Source organism: Acinetobacter sp. G18, assembly GCF_052660225.1.
Window position 1 is genome coordinate 3,130,617 of record NZ_CP109658.1, and the last position, 21,984, is coordinate 3,152,600.

The window sequence follows — 21,984 nt, forward strand, 5'->3', positions numbered from 1 at the left end:
ACATTTTTATGGACGATATTACTTTGAAAAAGTTCTGTATCATTGGAATGGGATTCTCAGGTACGTGTACCTTCATCAGCTTTGTAAAAAAATTACTAAATCAAGAGATTGATCATAAGTCATGCTTTATTACTCTTGTTGAAATGCGTGAATCTATGGGACATGGGAATCCATACGACAAAGACGAATTATTGGCTGGCCATTTGTGTAATAATCCTGCCCATTCAATGTCGCTTTGGGATAACGACTTTGTGGATTGGATGGTAGAAAATAAAAACCATCTGATGACTCATTATCCCCACCTAGTTTATAAGAAATCTTTGGCTGATGAATCGCAAGTCTTCCCCGATCCTAACGCTTTTTACCCTCGAGCTTTGTTTGGTATCTATCTGAATGATAGATTCAAAAAATACCTAGAATTAGCCAAATTAAATCGTATAAAAGTTGAAGTTTACAATGGCTATGAAGCTATCGATGGCTACGAGGCTAAAGGCGGTTATAATTTAGTTATTAAGAATCAAAACTTAAATCGAACCATTGAATTAAAAGGATTTTCTAAGCTGTTGCTGACTATCGGACACTGGACTGCCAGTCATTTAGACTCCAAACAGAGTTTATTCGTAAAACCATATCCTTTTCAAAAAGTCTTAATGAGACTTAATGACATTATGAAACAAGATTATAAGCCAAATGTTCTTGTTCGCGGTATGGGCCCTAGTGGCGTTGATACCATCATCACTCTATTTAGCGAAGGATCGTTTGCAACTGAAAATGGAGCCTTCTCAAGCTATCAGAAGGCCGTGACAGATAAAAACTTCAAAGCCTATGTTGCTAGTCGTTCAGGGTACTTCCCTGCGGTACGAGGCAATAAACCTAACTATGACTTTAAGTATTTCAATCATGAATCTTTCCCTGAGTTGCAGCAGCACTTAAATCAGGTTTTATCACTAGATGATATTCTTCATCTGCTTGATCTTGAGCTTAAAGATGCAACGAATGGTGAAGTGTCATTCAATGACTTATGCAACTTGAAATTTGCAAATGCTTATGAAAAGTTGAAATACGATCTGGAGCACCAAGAGCTTAATGACTTAATTAATATGATCATTCTTAAAGTACGAAGAATGAAGTTTTACCGCTATTTAAGCAGTCATGATAAAAAACGCTATGACCAAGAATTTGATCACTTATTCATTCGCCTTGCCGTACCAATCCCACTGGAAAATGCACAAAAGCTGAAATGCCTATTTGAAGCTGGTCTACTTCAATCACTCAAACTTGGCTATAACAGTAAACCTCTAAAAATAATGGATAGCCATGTACAGCTCACTGATGATCTAGGGCATTCATTTGATTTTGATCTTGTGGTGAATACGATCAGTCAAGATTTTGATATCTATAAACATCCATCAGCATTGATTAAATCATTGTTAGAGCAAAAGAATATTGTCCCGAATATGGAGGATGAATATAACACTGGAGGTTTGATGCTAGATGGCTTCGAGACCTTCAAACTGATGGAAAACCGTAGAGGATTTATAAAGCCCTCGGAGTATTTTTACTCTTTTGGTGTGCTTACCCGATACTGGCAGAATGAACGTAACTTTTCCAAAGCGATTGTTGATGCTGCTGATTCTGTCTCGACTGATTGGGTTGAATTGTTTCAAAAGCATCTCAGTGAACCCATATTTACGCCAGAACAACTTTATAAAATTAGTTAATCGGACAAGGAAAATGATCAATGGAAATGCATCAGTTTTGTTATGACCGTGATATTAGGATAGTGCTGTGCAATTTAAAAGATAGCCTGTTTCCGTTTCATAAGCATACTCATATCCCCGATCTTGTGTACTGCTCAAAAGGTGCTATTCAGGTTGAGTTACCAGATTTGCAGCAGAAATATATTGTTAATCAGGGCGACTTTTTTCAAATTCCCCCCAATGTTAGACACAGATTTGCAAATAAAGATATTGAGGTTGAAAGCCGTTATATCATTCTTCAAATTGGAGAATTTAGTATTGAATTTTTTAAAAATATTGAAGAAATAGAACCACTACTTGCCAATATTGAACCTAAAACTCGACTGAGTTCAGATATTTTTATTAAGGACTATAACGCTGATATTCAATATATTATTGAAGACTTTAAAAACAATAGAAAAAAGGAAATTAGTACAGAGGAACAAGCCGACATTATTCAAGCATTAGAAGTATTTTTGCAGAATGGATATAAGGCAAAATTTCCAGAAAAATCGTACTTTTTTGCTTAATCCAACTGCGTGTTAGTCATGCAAAGCATCGTTATATATTCAAGCAGGCTCTTGAAGTTCCTTGTTATAACTTATGCTTTGCATTTCCTGTAATCGTGAATACGTTCTTTGAAATTCAAATTTAAGCTTCTCGCCTTTATATAATTGATTTAATGGTTGTGAAGCAGCAAAGTATAGTTTGATTTTTTGATCATAAAGTTCATCAATCAAATAAATAAAACGTCTCACGGTATCATAAATTCTATCTGTTAAATCACCAATTCCACTGATGAGCACATAGTCATATTGCGTTGCTATCTCAATGTAATCAGCTGGGCTTCTGGCTTCTCGGCAAAGGTTTTCAAAGTCGAACCAGATCACATTCTTATAGCAAGATTTAACCTCGACTGATCTATGGTTGATCATAATGCTCGTCTTGAGTTCTTTCTGGTTATTTGTAAGCTGCTGGTAAACCGAATGAAGCCATTGTTCTGATTCTTCATTTAATGGAAATCTATAGAAATGGTCATTGGCGTTGCTTTCTTTAATGGTTCTATAATCGAGTTGATTACCGATTTTCAAGACTGTGCAATTCTTATTGATATGATCTATGGTCTCTAAAAATCTATCACGATTTAAACCATCTTTATAAAGATCTTCCGGGTCAATATTCGAGGTAGCAACCAATATCACTTTCTTTGAAAATAGCAGATTAAATAGATTTGAAAGTATCATTGCGTCGGCAACATTTGATACAAAAAACTCATCAAAGCAAATCAGTTTATAGTTGCTTGCTATGTCATTAGCAATCAGCTTTAAAGGATCTTTATTTCCCCGATAGGCAATAAGCTGCTTGTGAACATCTTTTAGGAAATGATGAAAATGCACTCTCATTTTCTTTTTAAAATTAAGAGAGTTATAGAATAAATCCATAATCCATGTCTTGCCTGTTCCTACACTTCCCCACATATATAGACCTTTAATCTGGGGACTAAAGAAATGACTAGACTGGTTTTCAATTTTATTCCAAATCTCATTTAATGTTTCAATAGCTTGTCGCTGAGACGGATCTGCAAGAACAACGCCATTATCAATCATAGAGTTGTATATCTCGAGTGGACTTTGACCCTCATGCTTAAGCATCTTCATTCCCTACGGTAGCCAAGATTGTTGTTGAGTGCTTAATAATAATATCATTCATTATTGAAACTGCTGGAGAAAGATAAGAAAGCTGATGCCAGTATAATGGAATCTTAATTCTATATTCTTTCGAAATTTCCTTTATGCCCTGATTCGATAAATCCTGATTTATCTTGCATATAGGCATTATTCCGTAGCCCATATCACAAGCAAGCCCAGAAATATAAGAGTCAGTTGAAGGAATAATATGAAAAGGAATCATTGATTTTTTGAGCCCGAAGTTAGATTCTAAAAAATCGAAATATATTCTTTCATTTTCATTAAATAAAACTAAAGGAGCTAAACGCAGACTCTCTCTATTAATTCCATTTTTAAACCATTTATTAATAAAATTCTCTGAGGCAACTAGGCAATAAACCATATTACCTAAATATACACTTGTACACCCTCTAATTATCTCAGACTCGGAAGTAATGCAGGCCTGAACCTCTCCTCTTTTTAAGAGTTCGATGGTATTACAAAGCGTATCAATTTTTACATCTATTGTAATAGCCTCAGACAGACAGTACTTGGCTAATATAGGGAAAAGCAATGACTCAAATGTACCGATACTCGCAGCAATGGGTAACGGCTTAAATTTATTATTATCGATGACCGATTTTAAAAAAACATTCTCTAATAAAGACACTCGTTGAAGATAAGCAAATAACTCAGCTCCAAATGGTGTTGGTTTACATGGTCTTTCTCTCACTAATAATACATTCCCTAATCGTTCCTCTAATAATCGAACTCTTTGAGAAATCGCTGACTGAGATACACATAACTTTTTACCAGCTTTTTCGAAACTTCCTGTTTCAACGACGGCCGAAAAGGCATCGCATTTAGTTTTGTCTAGCATTTTTAAATGTTATCTATATTAATTAAATTTATATTCATTAATCATAGTAATGGGTATGGCAATACGAAATACTACAATTGTATTACTTCTGCTAAATAATCATTATTTATTTTAATTAAATGAGTAACACACATGCAATTAATTAGTAAAACTAATAAAATCCTAATTAAATTCAATATTAATTAAAATGCAGTATCTAACTCCCAAATTGGTGGTGCATTAAGCTGGTAAGTTTAAGTATTATCAAAGAAAAACGACAATTGAAATTATTCTAAAAAAAAGCCATCTCAGTAGATGGCTTTTTTTATAAACTAAAATCATTTCACCCCAAGGTACACAAAGAGTCATTAAACCTTTTTTGAAGGCTTAGAGCTTTACAACAACTCTACCTCTTATTTTTCCATCTAAAATTTCATTTGAAAAATTTAAGGCATCACTTAACTGAATCTCAGTCGTTACTGCTTCCAATTTCGTTTTATCTAATTCTGTAGCTAAACGCTCCCAAGCTTCTTTTCTTAGCTCGATTGGTGCCATAACACTATCAATTCCATACAACGTAATTCCTCTCAGGATAAATGGAGCAACTGTTGCAGGGAAATCCATTCCACCCGCCAGACCACAAGCAGCCACCGCACCACGATATTTTGTACTAGCACATGCATTGGCTAAAGTATGACTACCCACAGTATCAATCACACCTGCCCAAATTTCCTTATTTAGCGGCTTTCCTTGTGAAGATAATTCAGCGCGATCAATAATTTCGCTAGCCCCTAAACTCATTAAATATTCTGATTCTTGGGGTCTACCAGTTGATGCTGTAATCTCATAGCCAAGGTGACTCAAAATAATAATGGCAATACTACCCACTCCACCATTTGCACCTGTTACTAAAATTTTTCCATCACTTGGTTTAATGCCATGCTTTTGCAAAGCCATGACACACAGCATAGCGGTATAACCTGCTGTACCAATAATCATCGCATCTTTAAAAGAAAAAGCAGAAGGTTTCTGTATGAGCCAATCACCTGAAATAGTCACTTGCTCAGCCAATCCGCCAGAATATTTTTCACCAACACCCCAGCCATTTAATAAAACCTCATCGCCTTGTTTCCATACTGGATGTTTTGATTCAATTACAACACCTGAAAAATCTATACCTGGTGTTAATGGAAAACTACGCACTACGGGAGAGCGCCCAGTAATGGCTAAAGCATCTTTATAATTTAATGTTGAATATTTTACCTGAACTGTAACCTCTCCTTCTTGTAAAGGCTTTGGACTAATCTCAGCAACCTTTGCCAGATAACCAGCATCATCTTTAGTGATTACGATACCTTTATACATAGAACTTCCTCTCTATTTAATTAGACTAACTGTCTAGAATTAATTAAAAAATAAATGCAGAAATCTGCATTTATTTTTTAATTAACTTTTTATGCTATTGAGCTGTTCTACCCCTAATGTAAACAAGCGAAAGAATGCTTCTAAAGGACTCGTAGATTTGATTAAACGCGCTCTAAGAACTGCGCCTTCCCACCCAATCCAAAATTGGTAAGCCATTTCATTACAATCTACTAAGCTGTATTGAGAATAAAATTCACGTAAGCAATCAGAAATCATTTTCTGCCAGACCTGAAAAATACTTTCTATTCGAGCAATAATTTCAGGGGCTAAATAAGAAACCTCTTGCCCTAAGTTCCCCAGAATACAACCTCGCTTAAAATCATATTTCTGTAGTTTTTCTCCAGCGTCTTTTACAAAGTTTTGTAGTTTTTCTTGAGGTGTAAGATCTGGTTGACTTAAAAACTTATTTAATCGTTTTACAAAATAAGTTTCATAAGCATCTAGGACTTCTAAAATAAATGCCTCTTTGTTTTCAAAATAATGATAGAACGAGCCTTTAGGGATTTGAATAGGCTTCATGAGATCATCTAAGCTCATGGCATTCATTCCACGTTCTGTAAGCAATTCAATACCACGACGTATTAATACGTCTTTCGTATCTGCATAGTTGATGCCATGTTTAGTGGGCCGACCACGTGGTCTTTTGGGTAAATTCGAATAATTCATATTTATAAAATAGACCATCCATCTAGAAATAGCAATCTTGTTAGATTAAAATTGATTTCAACAACTTATATAATTTTTTCTGACAATGACTTTCGAAATTTTTAGATACTTTATGATCTTCAACTTTTTAAAAAAAGTATAATGTAGACTTATTTAAAATTAATTAGTTGTTTTAAATCAAAAAGATAAAATGTGAAAATCATTTTAAACTTAAGCTTTGTGCTCTTTACTAGAAGTTTAGATTTTCATTTTTAACTTCAATATTTAGGATAATTTTTAAGTATTTTCTAACTCTATAAAGTTAGTTACGACTGTAAGGACTTAGTCAGCTTTTTTATTAGTTACATCATTTTAAAGTGCAAAAAATTAGAGACTTTAAGTAGAAATATCAAGCTCTTCCACTTAGCGATAACAACAGAGATAGAATCATGAATAAACGAATTTTAGGGGTAGTTATTGGAACTACGCTTGCATGCTTTCAAGCACAAGCGGCTGAGTTCAAATGCCAAGACGATGTAAAACCTGCACACTTGACTGCCGATGAACAGAAGCTTGTTGACCAGTTCTGGGCCGAGTCCCTAGTCTATTTAGACCAATACCTCAAGGCACTTGAGACGCCTACTGGTCAATGCAAAGACTCAGCGCAAGCAACGACCCAAACTTATTCTTCCGAAACAGGAAAAGCGCAAACACGTTGTATTATGAAATACCGTGATGTTGAACTGGTTGCGAAACACCTTAGAGCTATATTAGCCGAGCCAGACAAAGCAAAGGCATGTTTCGACCCACAAAAGAATTATAAAGATTTCACACTCTACACCCCTAGTCTACAAGTACAAAATTTGTCAGCAACCTCAAAATGGATTAACCGCCCATTACTGACTGATTACTACAAAAAAATGGGGGGCGCAATTGGTACAGCAGGCTTAGAGTTGAATGAAAATTTCTTAGCAATTACTTCACGTACCGACACTAAGTCGCACTGGACGAAGGATGTCAGTATCAAAGGACTACCAACGCTTTGGTCTTCCGTAGGTTGGATCCCGCTATACGCAGAAAACTCAAATGCAGGAAGCGACCGTTTCCGTGGCGGTTATCTTTATGCAGAAGTCATGGGTCCATGGGGTAACTTGCGGATTAAGGAAATTAATGGTGAAAAAGTAGGTGCAGAAATAGGTATGACAGTTCAACTATTCAATACATCCTACCCCTACCATTATCACCACCCTCAAGAGATTTATATGACGCTGACCAAGCCTCAGTGTATTGATCAAAATAAGTTTATGGTGATGCACTGGGACAGCGACCAATTCAAACAAAAACGCAGTGAAAAAGGCTGGAACGTTCAGATCGATGGGTCAAAAGGTAAATGGAAAAAGTGGTTTTCCAATCAAGATCCAGAGCAGAAGTGGCTCACCTACTTTGAACGTAATTCAATTCATGCATTCCATGCACTTGAAGGTTGTAATCAGACGATTCAAAACTCTGGTTTAGTTACAGTTTGGGCTCGTACAACTGGACAAGATAATGAGCAATCCACTCGGTTATGCCACCCTCTATCTGGTGATCCAAAAGATATAAAGAAAATGAAACCTGAAGAAAAGGTAGTCTGTGACTTACACGACTGGAAACCCTAAGAACCTCGTCACACTCTTAGCAGAATGAGTAGTTGAAGCTGGCTTTTTGCAGAAATATTTATAAGATAAACTTACTGCAAGCTTAACAAATGAGCTTGCAGTAAGTCTGAAAATAAAATAGCACCTGTTGTGCCATTCACAACAAAAAAGACAGCTATCGTGTTACTGCAAGGTTTTATCATTTATTTAACAGAATCAATCTTTTCCCGAGTACAAAACTGAGCCAACTAAAACCGCTTGGCCTGCAATGCTAACGTGTAATATTGAATCTGTTTTCTCAACTGTTACTAAAACTCGCCCCGGTCTTTGTATGGCTACACCTTGATACCCCCAATAACTTACTTTCTGGTCACATTCGATTAAATCGTGATGAACAAGGTACGCTCCCGCTGGACCATTTGCATTACCCGTTACAGGATCTTCATTAATACCGATTGCAGGCGCGAACATTCGACCATAGGTAATAGGTTCTTGCTTACTACCTTCCAAGACAAATGGGAAAAAACCATTGCAGCCTATTTCAGAACTCATGGCTTTCAATTTTTCATTATTCGGAATTAATCCATCAAGCGTGCTTCTGCTCAGCATGGGTACCATCACCTTGGAATGCCCCGTCGTGACAACTTGTATTGGCAAGTCGGCAAAATCACTCTCGCTCACACCCAGTGCGCTTGCAAGATCACTCCGTTGACTCGCATTAAAAGGTGGTAAAAACTCTACGCGACCTTGAGTCATTTTCACCAATAATGCTTCTGGGCTTCCAAATATTGAAACGGGTAAATGACCCGCCCCTGTTTTTGCAATTAATGGATAGTCTGATTGGTGGCCTGTAGTTGCACGTAAAAAATGAGTAGCGATCGTCGCATGTCCACAAATCGGGACTTCATTTGTAGGGGTAAAATATCGAACGTGTATATCATGACTTTGATCTTTAGGTGACAGAACAAAGGCAGTTTCTGAATATCCTGCAAATGCAGCAATATCTTGCATTTCTTGCGTTGTAAGATGGTCAGCATCTAGAACAACCCCTGCTCGATTTCCTGTATTTGGTTGGATGGTAAATGCATCAACTACATAAATGGTCGTCATGGCAGAACTCCTCTGTTGTTAATATTGTGATCTCAGAAATAGCTCCCGCCATAACCAGAAAATCTTATTTAATTGCTGTGCCACATGTCGTAGTTCGAAAAGGTTTATGGTCGCCTTATATAATGAGTTTTGATTCTTTGTAGTAGTTATTTGAATTGTATAAATCTAGACAGCGGGGATACTATAGTTTTTATTGCAAACGCATTTTCTAAATATGGAAAGGTATGAACTGGGACGATACTAAAATTTTGTTAGCTATTGGGCGAACTGGCGGGTTGAGCCGCAGTGCAAAATTGCTTGGTATTAGTATTTCTACCGTACATCGCAGAGCCGTTGAACTCGAGAAAAGTCTCAATGCGGTTCTTTTTTCTCGAGACAGTGATGGCTATACACTCACCCACGTTGGAAAACATTTTTTTGCTTTGGCTGAAAAAGCAGAAGAGCATTTAATAGCGATGGAACGTTACAACGATCAAGGGCAACAATCATTATTCCGTATTGCTTTACCTGAGTTAATCGGGCAACAGTTGCTTCAGTCAAAGCTAACAGCGTTGCAACTGAAGCATCCAGATTTACAATTAGAAATCTCAACGAGTGTCGTTCCTGTTGATTTTTCCAGACGGGAAGCTGACATTATTCTTCGACTTGTTCGTCCAGAAAGCGGGCGTTACATTATTCGACGCCTTGGCCAACTAGAATATGGACTTTATTGTAATAAAGATTATCTTGCTAGTTTCACAGAGCATGCTGAAACGGCTGATGATTTAATGAATCATTGTATAATTGGTTGGGACCGAAGCCTTCAATATACGTTCTTAGCACAATGGATACGTGAACTCACCCAAGATGCAGCTCCTGCTTTATCTTTTGATAACATGCACTCGCAACTACGAGCAGTCATTGAAGGACAAGGAATTACAGCCCTGCCTTGTTTTGTTGCAAAGGCTTTTGGTTTAGTACCCATACTACCTGAGCAAACTTTAAAACAAGATGTGTGGTTAATGCGTCATTTAGATACTAAGGATAGTGACTATTCAACGTTGATTAGCGAAACAATTGAAAAAGAGCTACAAGAATATCTGTTGTGATAAAAAATTAGCTTTTATTCTAATTTTGAATTTAAAAAAGAAATTTTAAGTTAAACCGAGTTATGCCTCACTCAAGTTATACAGAGTGATTTTAAAAAGCTTTTTAAATATTATTTAGATAACGCCCATTATGTTAAATAATATTTATTTGGATAAGATGATTGATATAACATGTTTTCGTCAGTTTATCCTTAATGCCACAGGACCTTTGTTGGCTAGCTAGCGGTTTGTAAAAGATTTGAGTTAAAGTTAATTCTGGGATAAGCAATTGCTGATAAATCGTCAAAATGAATAGAAATAAAATTGAACTACTTGCTTCTGCCAATTGGTCTCAAACAAACTGGGATTTAAGTTGGGAGTCCATCATAAAGTTAGATGAGCTTTTGCCTAGAGTTGGTGAAAGGTACCAAATTTCTTTACAAGACTCTGAAGCTCAACATACTAAAAATGGGCGATATTATTTGCTTTGGCTCCCTCCACATTCAGAACTGAATACTTTATATGATCGACCAACTGAAGTTTTAAAATCTTATGTTGTTGAGGCTGAATTATCTCAAGGTGAGTGGATTAACGAGAGTCATAGTTTTGGGGCAGAACGAAGTTTTAGTGCAACTATAATTTCAATCAGAAGAGTGCTTGAGTATTTACCAAAAATTCAAGTCATACAGGGGCAAAAAATTTCTAAATATTTTGAATGCCATCCTTATCGAACTGAATTCTTGAAGTGGGATAATTTTTGTTTGTTCATAGTGGAAGATCAGTATCAGCATACTGAATTGTTATTCAATATTGATCAGGGAAATTATTATTTAATATTTGTCAATGATTGGCTTTCGTATTCTTATGATAGCTATATTTGTAAGTATTTACTCGATACTCAGCAAATTGAGTTTTTAAAGAAATACATGATTGAATCAAATAAATTGACATCATGTACAGATGATTTAAAGGAAGAGCATCTAGTTCAAGGAGCATTGTATATGTAAATAAAATTTACACAGAGTAATTTAAGCAAATTAAACTACCCGTACGATTGAAACGATAATCTATATTTTTAAAATACAAATAAAACTATACGTGTTAAAAAATAAAAGGGGTTAACTTTTCTTTCGAATTAAGAAGAAAATCTAAAATTAATATAATACAGCTTATGCGAAATGTAATTTTTTATCTAATATAAATCATAGTCTTATTTTTTTAAAAAGCCCGACTCATAGTACTTGGGCTTTTTTAATGTTTTGTCACCTTTCAGGATTACTTATTGATCAACTCTCTACAATTTCATGTAATCTCTATTAATTCTAAAGCAGATAAATATCCACTCTAATCTAAATCTTTCTTACAATGACTCACTACCCTATCCTGCATACATATATACACTTAAGTAAGTCGAGTATCTAAAAGCATCTTCCAAAGAATTTATCAAATCTATATGCTCTTTCTTTATAATGACATAGGTTGTGCCGCTATAACATTAGCTTATGTCCGCTAGCTCAAATCCAAATAACCCAATACAGCCTTTTCAACTCGCTGCTGTAAATGATTTAAATCACTTTCCCCTGCTATACCTGCCGCGTTAATCATTCCTTTACTTAAAGCAATCACATCTTGTGCCGCTGTCTGCGCATGTGAAATGCCAGAGCGTATAAACAGATCAGAAATTATGGTTTCAAGCTCGTGTTGAAGTTCACTTTCTTCCAAGTCTTTTCCAATGAGTTCAGAAGCAAATTCTAGTGTTCGTGCTAACTGAGGACGGCTAAATTGATGTTGCACAGCAGCGTCTATGATGAGTTTTAATTTTTCTTTTAAGTCTGCGGCATCATTTTGCTGTATGGCTTCAACAATACGATTTGAAAGCTTAGCTCGCTCACGTCGAATTAACTCGACGATTAAAGCATCTTTAGATGGAAAGTATTGATATAGGCTACCAATGCTTACGCCAGCACGTTCAGCCACAGCATTTGTGTTAAATCCAGCAAAGCCTAAAGACTCCAGAATGCGAGCAGCCGCCTCTAAAATAACTTCAAATGTAGCCACTGAGCGTGCTTGACGCGGGCGTTTGCGTGGGTCTGGGAGGGTTTCTAACATGGGCCGAAATGCGAGTATATAATATGAGTAATCACTCATATACTGACTGAGTCATGTTGATATGACAAGCAAATGCTGTCTTTTCAGTTGAGCTACAACTAAGCCCAGTGATGGAGTGGTTATGTCTAGAACCTATACTTTTTTTATTCATTTAAGAGCTTTGCCTGCTTGGTTGGCTTTACCACGTGAAAAGCGGGCTGAGTTTAGTACACAAAAGCTTGAACCGATTTTTGAAAAGTACTCTACTGTAAAAGTTCGCTGGTATGACGTTGAAGCGTTTAGTACTAAAGCCAGTGATATTGCTGTATTTGAAACGACATCTTTGCAAGATTATTATTTTGTGATTGATGCGATACGAAACTCTGAGTTTTGTACAGTGCCCTACTTTGAGTTTGTAGAGATTATTCCTGCAATTGAAGATGGGTATGTGGAGTATGAAAGTTCTTTATAAAAGGTGCAGATAAAAAACCGCTATCTAATAGCGGTTTTTTATTCAGTCTTTAAAATTTAAATTAAAGTATCAGTGATGAAACTAAATTATAAATACATCAGCTTTAATTAAATCATCCAAACTAGCCACATTTGTTTGATTATTTAAAATTAATAGCTTGGTAGGTGAATAATTTACATCATTTCCATCTCTATCAAAACTTAGCGTAACTGTTGAACCGCTTTTTTCAAATGATACAAACTGATTGAGATTTTCTTTACTAGCTTGACCCATAATTAAATCAGAAATATTGATTTTATCTCCTTGGGAAATATTAAAGTCTGACCATGTATCAATGCCATTACCACCTGTAGCATCATTTCCAAAACCTTCTAAAATTTTGAAAATTGCAGTATCAGCACCAGCACCGCCACTCAGAGTATCGTTACCAGCACCGCCCTCAAGAATGTCATTTCCATTACCGCCATCTAAGGTATCGTTACCCAGACCACCCTTGAGAATATCGGCTCCTTCTTCACCATACAGTTTGTCGTCGCCCTCTCCGCCTTCAAGCGTATCGTTCCCTCCACGCCCATATAACGTGTCGTTCCCCAAGCCTCCAAATAACTGATCCGCTTCTGTCGTTCCAGCCAACCAGTCTGCTCCATCCGTTCCCTGATAGAGCTGCTGTAAAATATCGGCAACTTTCAGACTGGTGCCATCAGCAAACTCTATACGCTGTAATGAGCTATACTGATTGTCTAAGGAATCATGAAACAGCACATCTTGGAATGTGATTTTATCCGTGCTCCCTGAAATGCTAATTTCAAGACCACTTCCCACCTGTTTGATTATCAGGTCCGAAGCGGTAATACCTTCTTTTAACTTCAGAATATTAAGCTTGCTGACATTATTGTCATAACTTGAACTGACCGTGTCCTGTCCGTCACCTCGGCCAAACAGATAGATGTTGTTACCCGAACCACCATTCAGCTGGTCATTACCGGCTCCACCCTCAAGGATGTCATCACCAGCACCGCCACTCAGAGTATCGTTACCAGCACCACCCTCAAGAATGTCATTTCCATTACCGCCATCTAAGGTATCGTTACCCAGACCACCCTTGAGAATATCGGCTCCTTCTTCACCATACAGTTTGTCGTCGCCCTCTCCGCCTTCAAGCGTATCGTTCCCTCCACGCCCATATAACGTGTCGTTCCCCAAGCCTCCAAATAACTGATCCGCTTCTGTCGTTCCAGCCAACCAGTCTGCTCCATCCGTTCCCTGATAGAGCTGCTGTAAAATATCGGCAACTTTCAGACTGGTGCCATCAGCAAACTCTATACGCTGTAATGAGCTATACTGATTATCTAAGGAATCATGAAACAGCACATCTTGGAATGTGATTTTATCCGTGCTCCCTGAAATGCTAATTTCAAGACCACTCCCCACCTGTTTGATTATCAGGTCCGAAGCGGTAATACCTTCTTTTAACTTCAGAATATTAAGCTTGCTGACATTATTGTCATAACTTGAACTGACCGTGTCCTGTCCGTCACCTCGGCCAAACAGATAGATGTTGTTACCCGAACCACCATTCAGCTGGTCATTACCGGCTCCACCCTCAAGGATGTCATCACCAGCACCGCCACTCAGAGTATCGTTACCAGCACCGCCCTCAAGAATGTCATTTCCATTACCGCCATCTAAGGTATCGTTACCCAGACCACCCTTGAGAATATCGGCTCCTTCTTCACCATACAGTTTGTCGTCGCCCTCTCCGCCTTCAAGCGTATCGTTCCCTCCACGCCCATATAACGTGTCGTTCCCCAAGCCTCCAAATAACTGATCCGCTTCTGTCGTTCCAGCCAACCAGTCTGCTCCATCCGTTCCCTGATAGAGCTGCTGTAAAATATCGGCAACTTTCAGACTGGTGCCATCAGCAAACTCTATACGCTGTAATGAGCTATACTGATTATCTAAGGAATCATGAAACAGCACATCTTGGAATGTGATTTTATCCGTGCTCCCTGAAATGCTAATTTCAAGACCACTCCCCACCTGTTTGATTATCAGATCCGAAGCGGTAATACCTTCTTTTAACTTCAGGATATTAAGCTTGCTGACATTATTGTCATAACTTGAACTGACCGTGTCCTGTCCGTCACCTCGGCCAAACAGATAGATGTTGTTACCCGAACCACCATTCAGCTGGTCATTACCGGCTCCACCCTCAAGGATGTCATCACCAGCACCGCCACTCAGAGTATCGTTACCAGCACCGCCCTCAAGAATGTCATTTCCATTACCGCCATCTAAGGTATCGTTACCCAGACCACCCTTGAGAATATCGGCTCCTTCTTCACCATACAGTTTGTCGTCGCCCTCTCCGCCTTCAAGCGTATCGTTCCCTCCACGCCCATATAACGTGTCGTTCCCCAAGCCTCCAAATAACTGATCCGCTTCTGTCGTTCCAGCCAACCAGTCTGCTCCATCCGTTCCCTGATAGAGCTGCTGTAAAATATCGGCAACTTTCAGACTGGTGCCATCAGCAAACTCTATACGCTGTAATGAGCTATACTGATTATCTAAGGAATCATGAAACAGCACATCTTGGAATGTGATTTTATCCGTGCTCCCTGAAATGCTAATTTCAAGACCACTCCCCACCTGTTTGATTATCAGGTCCGAAGCGGTAATACCTTCTTTTAACTTCAGAATATTAAGCTTGCTGACATTATTGTCATAACTTGAACTGACCGTGTCCTGTCCGTCACCTCGGCCAAACAGATAGATGTTGTTACCCGAACCACCATTCAGCTGGTCATTACCGGCTCCACCCTCAAGGATGTCATCACCAGCACCGCCACTCAGAGTATCGTTACCAGCACCACCCTCAAGAATGTCATTTCCATTACCGCCATCTAAGGTATCGTTACCCAGACCACCCTTGAGAATATCGGCTCCTTCTTCACCATACAGTTTGTCGTCGCCCTCTCCGCCTTCAAGCGTATCGTTCCCTCCACGCCCATATAACGTGTCGTTCCCCAAGCCTCCAAATAACTGATCCGCATTTGCAGTCCCAGCCAACCAGTCTGCTCCATCCGTTCCCTGATATAAATTAGGAATGATATCGGCAACCTTCATGCTCGTACCATCTGCAAACTCGATTCGCTGTAATGAGCTATACTGATTATCTAAGGAATCATGAAACAGCACATCTTGGAATGTGATTTTATCCGTGCTCCCTGAAATGCTAATTTCAAGACCACTCCCCACCTGTTTGATTATCAGATCCGAAGCGGTAATACCTTCTTTTAACTTCAGAATATTAAGCTTGCTGACATTATTGTCATAACTTGAACTGACCGTGTCCTGTCCGTCACCTCGGCCAAACAGATAGATGTTGTTACCCGAACCACCATTCAGCTGGTCATTACCGGCTCCACCCTCAAGGATGTCATCACCAGCACCGCCACTCAGAGTATCGTTACCAGCACCACCCTCAAGAATGTCATTTCCATTACCGCCATCTAAGGTATCGTTACCCAGACCACCCTTGAGAATATCGGCTCCTTCTTCACCATACAGTTTGTCGTCGCCCTCTCCGCCTTCAAGCGTATCGTTCCCTCCACGCCCATATAACGTGTCGTTCCCCAAGCCTCCAAATAACTGATCCGCTTCTGTCGTTCCAGCCAACCAGTCTGCTCCATCCGTTCCCTGATAGAGCTGCTGTAAAATATCGGCAACTTTCAGACTGGTGCCATCAGCAAACTCTATACGCTGTAATGAGCTATACTGATTATCTAAGGAATCATGAAACAGCACATCTTGGAATGTGATTTTATCCGTGCTCCCTGAAATGCTAATTTCAAGACCACTCCCCACCTGTTTGATTATCAGGTCCGAAGCGGTAATACCTTCTTTTAACTTCAGAATATTAAGCTTGCTGACATTATTGTCATAACTTGAACTGACCGTGTCCTGTCCGTCACCTCGGCCAAACAGATAGATGTTGTTACCCGAACCACCATTCAGCTGGTCATTACCGGCTCCACCCTCAAGGATGTCATCACCAGCACCGCCACTCAGAGTATCGTTACCAGCACCGCCCTCAAGAATGTCATTTCCATTACCGCCATCTAAGGTATCGTTACCCAGACCACCCTTGAGAATATCGGCTCCTTCTTCACCATACAGTTTGTCGTCGCCCTCTCCGCCTTCAAGCGTATCGTTCCCTCCACGCCCATATAACGTGTCGTTCCCCAAGCCTCCAAATAACTGATCCGCTTCTGTCGTTCCAGCCAACCAGTCTGCTCCATCCGTTCCCTGATAGAGCTGCTGTAAAATATCGGCAACTTTCAGACTGGTGCCATCAGCAAACTCTATACGCTGTAATGAGCTATACTGATTATCTAAGGAATCATGAAACAGCACATCTTGGAATGTGATTTTATCCGTGCTCCCTGAAATGCTAATTTCAAGACCACTCCCCACCTGTTTGATTATCAGATCCGAAGCGGTAATACCTTCTTTTAACTTCAGAATATTAAGCTTGCTGACATTATTGTCATAACTTGAACTGACCGTGTCCTGTCCGTCACCTCGGCCAAACAGATAGATGTTGTTACCCGAACCACCATTCAGCTGGTCATTACCGGCTCCACCCTCAAGGATGTCATCACCAGCACCGCCACTCAGAGTATCGTTACCAGCACCGCCCTCAAGAATGTCATTTCCATTACCGCCATCTAAGGTATCGTTACCCAGACCACCCTTGAGAATATCGGCTCCTTCTTCACCATACAGTTTGTCGTCGCCCTCTCCGCCTTCAAGCGTATCGTTCCCTCCACGCCCATATAACGTGTCGTTCCCCAAGCCTCCAAATAACTGATCCGCTTCTGTCGTTCCAGCCAACCAGTCTGCTCCATCCGTTCCCTGATAGAGCTGCTGTAAAATATCGGCAACTTTCAGACTGGTGCCATCAGCAAACTCTATACGCTGTAATGAGCTATACTGATTATCTAAGGAATCATGAAACAGCACATCTTGGAATGTGATTTTATCCGTGCTCCCTGAAATGCTAATTTCAAGACCACTCCCCACCTGTTTGATTATCAGATCCGAAGCGGTAATACCTTCTTTTAACTTCAGAATATTAAGCTTGCTGACATTATTGTCATAACTTGAACTGACCGTGTCCTGTCCGTCACCTCGGCCAAACAGATAGATGTTGTTACCCGAACCACCATTCAGCTGGTCATTACCGGCTCCACCCTCAAGGATGTCATCACCAGCACCGCCACTCAGAGTATCGTTACCAGCACCGCCCTCAAGAATGTCATTTCCATTACCGCCATCTAAGGTATCGTTACCCAGACCACCCTTGAGAATATCGGCTCCTTCTTCACCATACAGTTTGTCGTCGCCCTCTCCGCCTTCAAGCGTATCGTTCCCTCCACGCCCATATAACGTGTCGTTCCCCAAGCCCCCTACAAGTGTATCGTTATTTATGTTGCCATAAAGCTGATCATCTCCCTCATTACCGTATAGATAACCATCACTATTTTTATCTGTATTCTCTATTACATCATTAGTATCAGTACCAACGTATGCCTTCGAATTAGCATACCCATATTGGCTTAACTCATCGAACCATGCATCAACTTTAATAGTTCCAAAATCAATCACATAGTGATTGAATAAAGTTTCTAAATAATCAAGGTTTATAATTTGAATTTTTGATCCATACTCTTTAAGATGATTTAATAATAAGAAAAGATTTTTAAATGCTTCACCTTCATTAATAGTAGATAAATTATCTAATTTAGAAAAAATTTTAGGGATATCTAGAAAAACTTTTGAGGGTTCTGTCATAGAACCATAGATATCATCACCAAATTGCTCTAAAAATATAGTTTGTGAATATAATTCTTTAAAAACTAAACCTTTTAAAATAGTAAAGGCATCGGCCATTTTATCAATAACACTCTCAGCACTGACACCAGAGTAATCTTTTCCATTAAAATATAAGCTAGTTATATTTTTACCAGTCAAAGAGTTGAGTGCAGCTATATAAGGTTTAATTAGTTCAAACTTGTGTTGTATATTTAGTGGTAAATCATTAAAGGTAGCTAAATCTACTTCCCTAACCTCAGTCCCACTACCACTTGGACGTCTTATTGCAACACCTTCGTTTGCTGATAATATCCATCTACCTACTAAATTTATATCTTCTGAATAATAAGGATCTGTTTTTGCCCACTGTATTATTAATTTATCAAGCATAGCCTCTCTATCAGCAATACTTGTTAATTTCTTATAATCTTCTATTATATTTCTGAGTTCCACTGATCCTTTAGCAGCCATTTGTAAATCTGAAACTCTGCCTCTACCAAAAAGAATAAGATCAGCAAGGTTTAAATCTTTTAGATTAGTATCTTCTCTATTGGTTTGAGTGATATCAATTGCAAAATTCACGTCTCCCATGACGTGAGAAGAACCATCATTTTTTTCATAAGTTCCTGTTTGAGAAATAATATTTCCATTTGCAAGGTTCGTATTAACATCTGAATAATTTAAGTTAAGTGATTTAATATCTAAATCATTTAGTGTAAACAGCTCATTTTCTTGGCTAATTCCATCCTGATTAAGGTCTCTCCATACTCTTAGGTTTTTAAAAGCCTCATCATCACTACTAACAATATTATCTTTATTAGTATCTAAATCACTGAGTGCAGCAAAACCATTCTGGCTAATCGAACCATCATTCATTAAAACATGATTGCCAAATAATTCTGAAGCATCATTAATATGCCCATCATTATTTCTATCCCAGACTAATAATCCATCGTTAGAAGATACCCATCCTGTTTTAACTTGAAGGCCAGATGTATTTAATTCAAATTTCACCCCTCCTTCTAATCCATTTGTTTCAATTCCATTTCCATTCAGATCTAGTATTAATGGATCAACATAATGATATTTTCCCTCACCACCAGATAACGCCTGTTCAACTGCTCTATCTACTCTATTTCTTGGATCAATATTTCTAGCAGCATTTTCTCCCCATTTTTGAGCAACATCTCCATCAAGGCCTCCCAAACCAGGAATTAAAGGAAGCAATAAACCTATAGTATTTCCAGCATCTTCAGGTGTTTGTGGCGGCCCCTTATCTAAATCGTTTTTGAAATCATTTAAAGTTTTTGCCTTATCAATTAGATCATTAGCTGTACTGACCTTGTCATATCCATCTAAAATTTTATCTGATGTTGTCATGAAAACCCCTTTAATATAAATTTAAAATAAAATTATTTTTTCTAAGCAATTTTTTTGCTGAGTTAATATATTATAAATATGTCTTTTATCAAGCTAAAAATTATAGGAAAGCAAAACCAGTTTGATCAAAAAATTCTATTAAATAATTATGAAAATGAAACTCTTCTTTAGTTTCTGTTATTTCACACTTAATTTATTAGATTTAAAAATATCTTTAATAAAAAAGTACTCTCCAACACTTTAGAAAATCATTTCGCTTTATATAGTTTATTAAGCCTTAGCTTTAAATAACTAACGATATTTTTTAAAGTACATTAGTTATATTCTCCCCCAAAACCTCTCCACCACCACATCCCGTTCATCCAAACTATTAGAGCTTAAAACCTGTAGCAGCAAACCATCGATCAGGTTTACCACCATGTCGGCATCGAATTTTGGCTCGCGGGTTTCACAGCTAAAAATCAGATCAAAGATTTCATGGCGCAACCATTTTCGGTATTCAACCGCCATGTTGTAAGCCTGTGGGTAAAGAAGTTTTATTTCAAAAATGGCTTTAAGTAAAAGGTTGTACAGACTGTTTAAATTGGCATGTAAAACAATAATTTCTTTGAGTTTATATTTTGAAGTGTAGTAACGGCTTGAGTAAATGATAGAGAGCACTTCTTCTCGGAGCAGGCTTTTTTGAAAGGCGATACACATTTCGATCAGATGTTCTTTCGAGCCAAAATATTTATAAAACGTGGACTTGGTGATATTAGCTTCTTTAGCAATCAGGTCTACGCCTGCGGTGTGAAAGCCACGAGTGGTAAAGAGTTGGATTGCGGTTTGAATAACCTGTAATTTTTTGGAAGATAGTTCTAAAGTTGGCATAGTTTTACCTTTTTAAATTCTTGTTGTTTCTGCATGAGATAAAAAGCCTGTGCCCTTTTTGGGAGAAAAAAAGGCACAGCAAAGCCGCAAGACGGTGCTTGGCACATCTCAAGTTTTGTTGTTGCTAAGTTTTAAATAAAAATGACTTAAAGCCTGAAAACCCTACGGCGTTCAAGCTGCTGTAATTTTTTAAGCTGTGTTGTTATAGCTTTTGGCACTGAGTACCAAGAAATGATGGATGTGCATAGCCAACTCCTAATTATTGGAGTTCTGCCAGAGCATTCATTTGGAATTATGGTGGCAGAACGAAAGAGGGTTGACAGACTGGCTCAAGACCCAGCACACCTGAAGGTGTCCCCCTTCCGTCCTACCGCTACAAAAAGGGGGACGAGTGAGTCTACATCAAAAAAATGAATTTTTTCAATGTTCTTGAGCGCGGCCTGTCAAAGCCGGCTGGCAATGTGGCCAGCACGCAAAGCATAATCTGAGAGTTTAGAAGTGTCAATGTCGCTTTTATGACAAGTGATTAAATATCTTATTGTTTTTCATTAGATTAACTTAATTATTATTTTAGATATTATATTTAATTGTATTTATTAATTTTTTAAAAAGAGTCAGATACGGTAAGCTAAACGACATGAATTTTACTTTTTTGATTTTGAATATTTTTTAGAACTTTACGAGAACATAAATGATAAGACTATCTTCAAAGTCCATTTTAATATTTACCACTGGGTGTTTGTTAAATGGCTGTAGCCAAGGCCCTCTTCCATTAGAAGTTACACTACATCAAGATTATGTATGTGCCTTTACCAATAACCCTAAAAAAACGCATTATTCTTTTGATAATAAATTTTTGATTTTTGTGGCGAAAGCTGACTATACAAACGGCTACAAAAGCACCTATGAGAAAGAATATTCAAATGTTCCTTTGCCAATAGAAGAGAAAGATTGTGTAAAAATTCCTCTAAAGGCATTTGAAAAGAATGTGGCTTATGACATTACTTTAGATATATACAAAACTTTCGATACACGTATTTGTGTAGTAGAACAGAACAATAAGCTAGAAATCCGAGAGCCCGAACCCGGTGAAACAACTTGTAAATAGGCTTGTTCCTAGGCCCTCATTTCGCTATTTCAGAAACAAC

At 38.2% G+C, this 21,984-nt stretch carries 15 protein-coding genes; 7 read left to right on the forward strand and 8 right to left on the reverse strand.

Features of this window, described 5'->3' with window-relative positions; genetic code table 11:
• The first annotated feature begins 8 nt into the window (after positions 1-8).
• Both NE363_RS14810 and NE363_RS14815 read left to right on the forward strand, forming a co-directional pair.
• Positions 9-1,721 (forward strand): FAD/NAD(P)-binding protein, encoded by a 1,713-nt coding sequence (locus tag NE363_RS14810; RefSeq protein ID WP_445535346.1) that lies wholly within the window; start codon positions 9-11, stop codon positions 1,719-1,721.
• Positions 1,722-1,741: 20 nt separating this feature from the next.
• Entirely contained in the window at positions 1,742-2,269 is a 528-nt protein-coding gene (locus tag NE363_RS14815) for a cupin domain-containing protein (protein ID WP_191012672.1), read from the forward strand.
• Positions 2,270-2,308: 39 nt separating this feature from the next.
• On the opposite strand, the gene zapE is transcribed toward NE363_RS14815, so the two are convergent.
• The 4 genes from zapE to NE363_RS14835 all read right to left on the reverse strand — a co-directional run bounded on the left by zapE (position 2,309) and on the right by NE363_RS14835 (position 6,356).
• The gene (gene zapE / locus NE363_RS14820; protein WP_445535347.1) at positions 2,309-3,391 is read right to left on the reverse strand and encodes a cell division protein ZapE; all 1,083 of its coding nucleotides are present in this window, start codon (positions 3,389-3,391) and stop codon (positions 2,309-2,311) included.
• A complete protein-coding gene (locus NE363_RS14825; RefSeq protein WP_019457091.1) occupies positions 3,384-4,286 on the reverse strand; it encodes an ArgP/LysG family DNA-binding transcriptional regulator in 903 nt (300 codons plus the stop codon). Before NE363_RS14825 ends, zapE begins: the two co-directional genes overlap by 8 nt.
• Positions 4,287-4,652: 366 nt before the next feature.
• The gene (acuI, locus tag NE363_RS14830; protein ID WP_240062262.1) at positions 4,653-5,630 is read right to left on the reverse strand and encodes an acrylyl-CoA reductase (NADPH); all 978 of its coding nucleotides are present in this window, start codon (positions 5,628-5,630) and stop codon (positions 4,653-4,655) included.
• A gap of 81 nt (positions 5,631-5,711) precedes the next feature.
• Positions 5,712-6,356: a TetR/AcrR family transcriptional regulator gene (locus NE363_RS14835; RefSeq protein ID WP_346791241.1), complete on the reverse strand. Its 645-nt coding sequence runs from the start codon at positions 6,354-6,356 to the stop codon at positions 5,712-5,714.
• 428 nt (positions 6,357-6,784) lie between these two features.
• Between NE363_RS14835 and dddY the strand changes: the two genes are divergently transcribed.
• Positions 6,785-7,993 carry a dimethylsulfonioproprionate lyase DddY gene (dddY, locus tag NE363_RS14840; protein WP_288420826.1) on the forward strand — a complete coding sequence of 403 codons (1,209 nt, stop codon included), beginning with the start codon at positions 6,785-6,787 and terminating at the stop codon, positions 7,991-7,993.
• Positions 7,994-8,188: 195 nt separating this feature from the next.
• On the opposite strand, the gene NE363_RS14845 is transcribed toward dddY, so the two are convergent.
• Entirely contained in the window at positions 8,189-9,082 is an 894-nt protein-coding gene (locus NE363_RS14845; RefSeq protein WP_346791243.1) for a PhzF family isomerase, read from the reverse strand.
• Positions 9,083-9,306: 224 nt separating this feature from the next.
• Between NE363_RS14845 and NE363_RS14850 the strand changes: the two genes are divergently transcribed.
• The gene (locus NE363_RS14850; protein ID WP_445535348.1) at positions 9,307-10,170 is read left to right on the forward strand and encodes a LysR family transcriptional regulator; all 864 of its coding nucleotides are present in this window, start codon (positions 9,307-9,309) and stop codon (positions 10,168-10,170) included.
• 287 nt (positions 10,171-10,457) lie between these two features.
• Complete coding sequence (locus NE363_RS14855) at positions 10,458-11,156, forward strand: hypothetical protein (RefSeq protein ID WP_445535349.1); 699 nt, start codon at positions 10,458-10,460, stop codon at positions 11,154-11,156.
• A gap of 502 nt (positions 11,157-11,658) precedes the next feature.
• Here NE363_RS14855 and NE363_RS14860 read toward each other — a convergent pair.
• On the reverse strand, positions 11,659-12,258 hold the full coding sequence (locus NE363_RS14860) for a TetR/AcrR family transcriptional regulator (RefSeq protein ID WP_445535350.1): 600 nt from the start codon (positions 12,256-12,258) through the stop codon (positions 11,659-11,661).
• Between the two features lie 121 nt (positions 12,259-12,379).
• Here NE363_RS14860 and NE363_RS14865 point away from each other — a divergent pair, with 121 nt between their 5' ends.
• The gene (locus tag NE363_RS14865) at positions 12,380-12,709 is read left to right on the forward strand and encodes a darcynin family protein (protein ID WP_445535351.1); all 330 of its coding nucleotides are present in this window, start codon (positions 12,380-12,382) and stop codon (positions 12,707-12,709) included.
• 81 nt (positions 12,710-12,790) lie between these two features.
• Here NE363_RS14865 and NE363_RS14870 read toward each other — a convergent pair whose 3' ends face one another.
• Both NE363_RS14870 and NE363_RS14875 read right to left on the reverse strand, forming a co-directional pair.
• On the reverse strand, positions 12,791-19,966 hold the full coding sequence (locus NE363_RS14870; RefSeq protein WP_445535352.1) for a calcium-binding protein: 7,176 nt from the start codon (positions 19,964-19,966) through the stop codon (positions 12,791-12,793).
• A gap of 318 nt (positions 19,967-20,284) precedes the next feature.
• Positions 20,285-20,836, reverse strand: coding sequence for a TetR/AcrR family transcriptional regulator (locus NE363_RS14875; RefSeq protein ID WP_445535353.1), 552 nt, complete (start codon positions 20,834-20,836; stop codon positions 20,285-20,287).
• Positions 20,837-21,527: 691 nt separating this feature from the next.
• On the opposite strand from NE363_RS14875, the gene NE363_RS14880 reads away from it, so the two are divergent.
• Positions 21,528-21,944 carry an NF045616 family extracytoplasmic (lipo)protein gene (locus NE363_RS14880; protein WP_445535354.1) on the forward strand — a complete coding sequence of 139 codons (417 nt, stop codon included), beginning with the start codon at positions 21,528-21,530 and terminating at the stop codon, positions 21,942-21,944.
• The last annotated feature ends 40 nt before the right edge of the window (positions 21,945-21,984 follow it).

Bases quoted from the DNA above. Each gene is read 5' to 3' on its own strand.
- NE363_RS14810 (WP_445535346.1), top strand. From the start codon at position 9: ATGGACGATATTACTTTGAAAAAGTTCTGTATCATTGGAATGGGATTC.
- NE363_RS14815 (WP_191012672.1), top strand. From the start codon at position 1,742: ATGGAAATGCATCAGTTTTGTTATGACCGTGATATTAGGATAGTGCTG.
- zapE (WP_445535347.1), bottom strand. From the start codon at position 3,391: ATGCTTAAGCATGAGGGTCAAAGTCCACTCGAGATATACAACTCTATG.
- NE363_RS14825 (WP_019457091.1), bottom strand. From the start codon at position 4,286: ATGCTAGACAAAACTAAATGCGATGCCTTTTCGGCCGTCGTTGAAACA.
- acuI (WP_240062262.1), bottom strand. From the start codon at position 5,630: ATGTATAAAGGTATCGTAATCACTAAAGATGATGCTGGTTATCTGGCA.
- NE363_RS14835 (WP_346791241.1), bottom strand. From the start codon at position 6,356: ATGAATTATTCGAATTTACCCAAAAGACCACGTGGTCGGCCCACTAAA.
- dddY (WP_288420826.1), top strand. From the start codon at position 6,785: ATGAATAAACGAATTTTAGGGGTAGTTATTGGAACTACGCTTGCATGC.
- NE363_RS14845 (WP_346791243.1), bottom strand. From the start codon at position 9,082: ATGACGACCATTTATGTAGTTGATGCATTTACCATCCAACCAAATACA.
- NE363_RS14850 (WP_445535348.1), top strand. From the start codon at position 9,307: ATGAACTGGGACGATACTAAAATTTTGTTAGCTATTGGGCGAACTGGC.
- NE363_RS14855 (WP_445535349.1), top strand. From the start codon at position 10,458: ATGAATAGAAATAAAATTGAACTACTTGCTTCTGCCAATTGGTCTCAA.
- NE363_RS14860 (WP_445535350.1), bottom strand. From the start codon at position 12,258: ATGTTAGAAACCCTCCCAGACCCACGCAAACGCCCGCGTCAAGCACGC.
- NE363_RS14865 (WP_445535351.1), top strand. From the start codon at position 12,380: ATGTCTAGAACCTATACTTTTTTTATTCATTTAAGAGCTTTGCCTGCT.
- NE363_RS14870 (WP_445535352.1), bottom strand. From the start codon at position 19,966: ATGACAACATCAGATAAAATTTTAGATGGATATGACAAGGTCAGTACA.
- NE363_RS14875 (WP_445535353.1), bottom strand. From the start codon at position 20,836: ATGCCAACTTTAGAACTATCTTCCAAAAAATTACAGGTTATTCAAACC.
- NE363_RS14880 (WP_445535354.1), top strand. From the start codon at position 21,528: ATGATAAGACTATCTTCAAAGTCCATTTTAATATTTACCACTGGGTGT.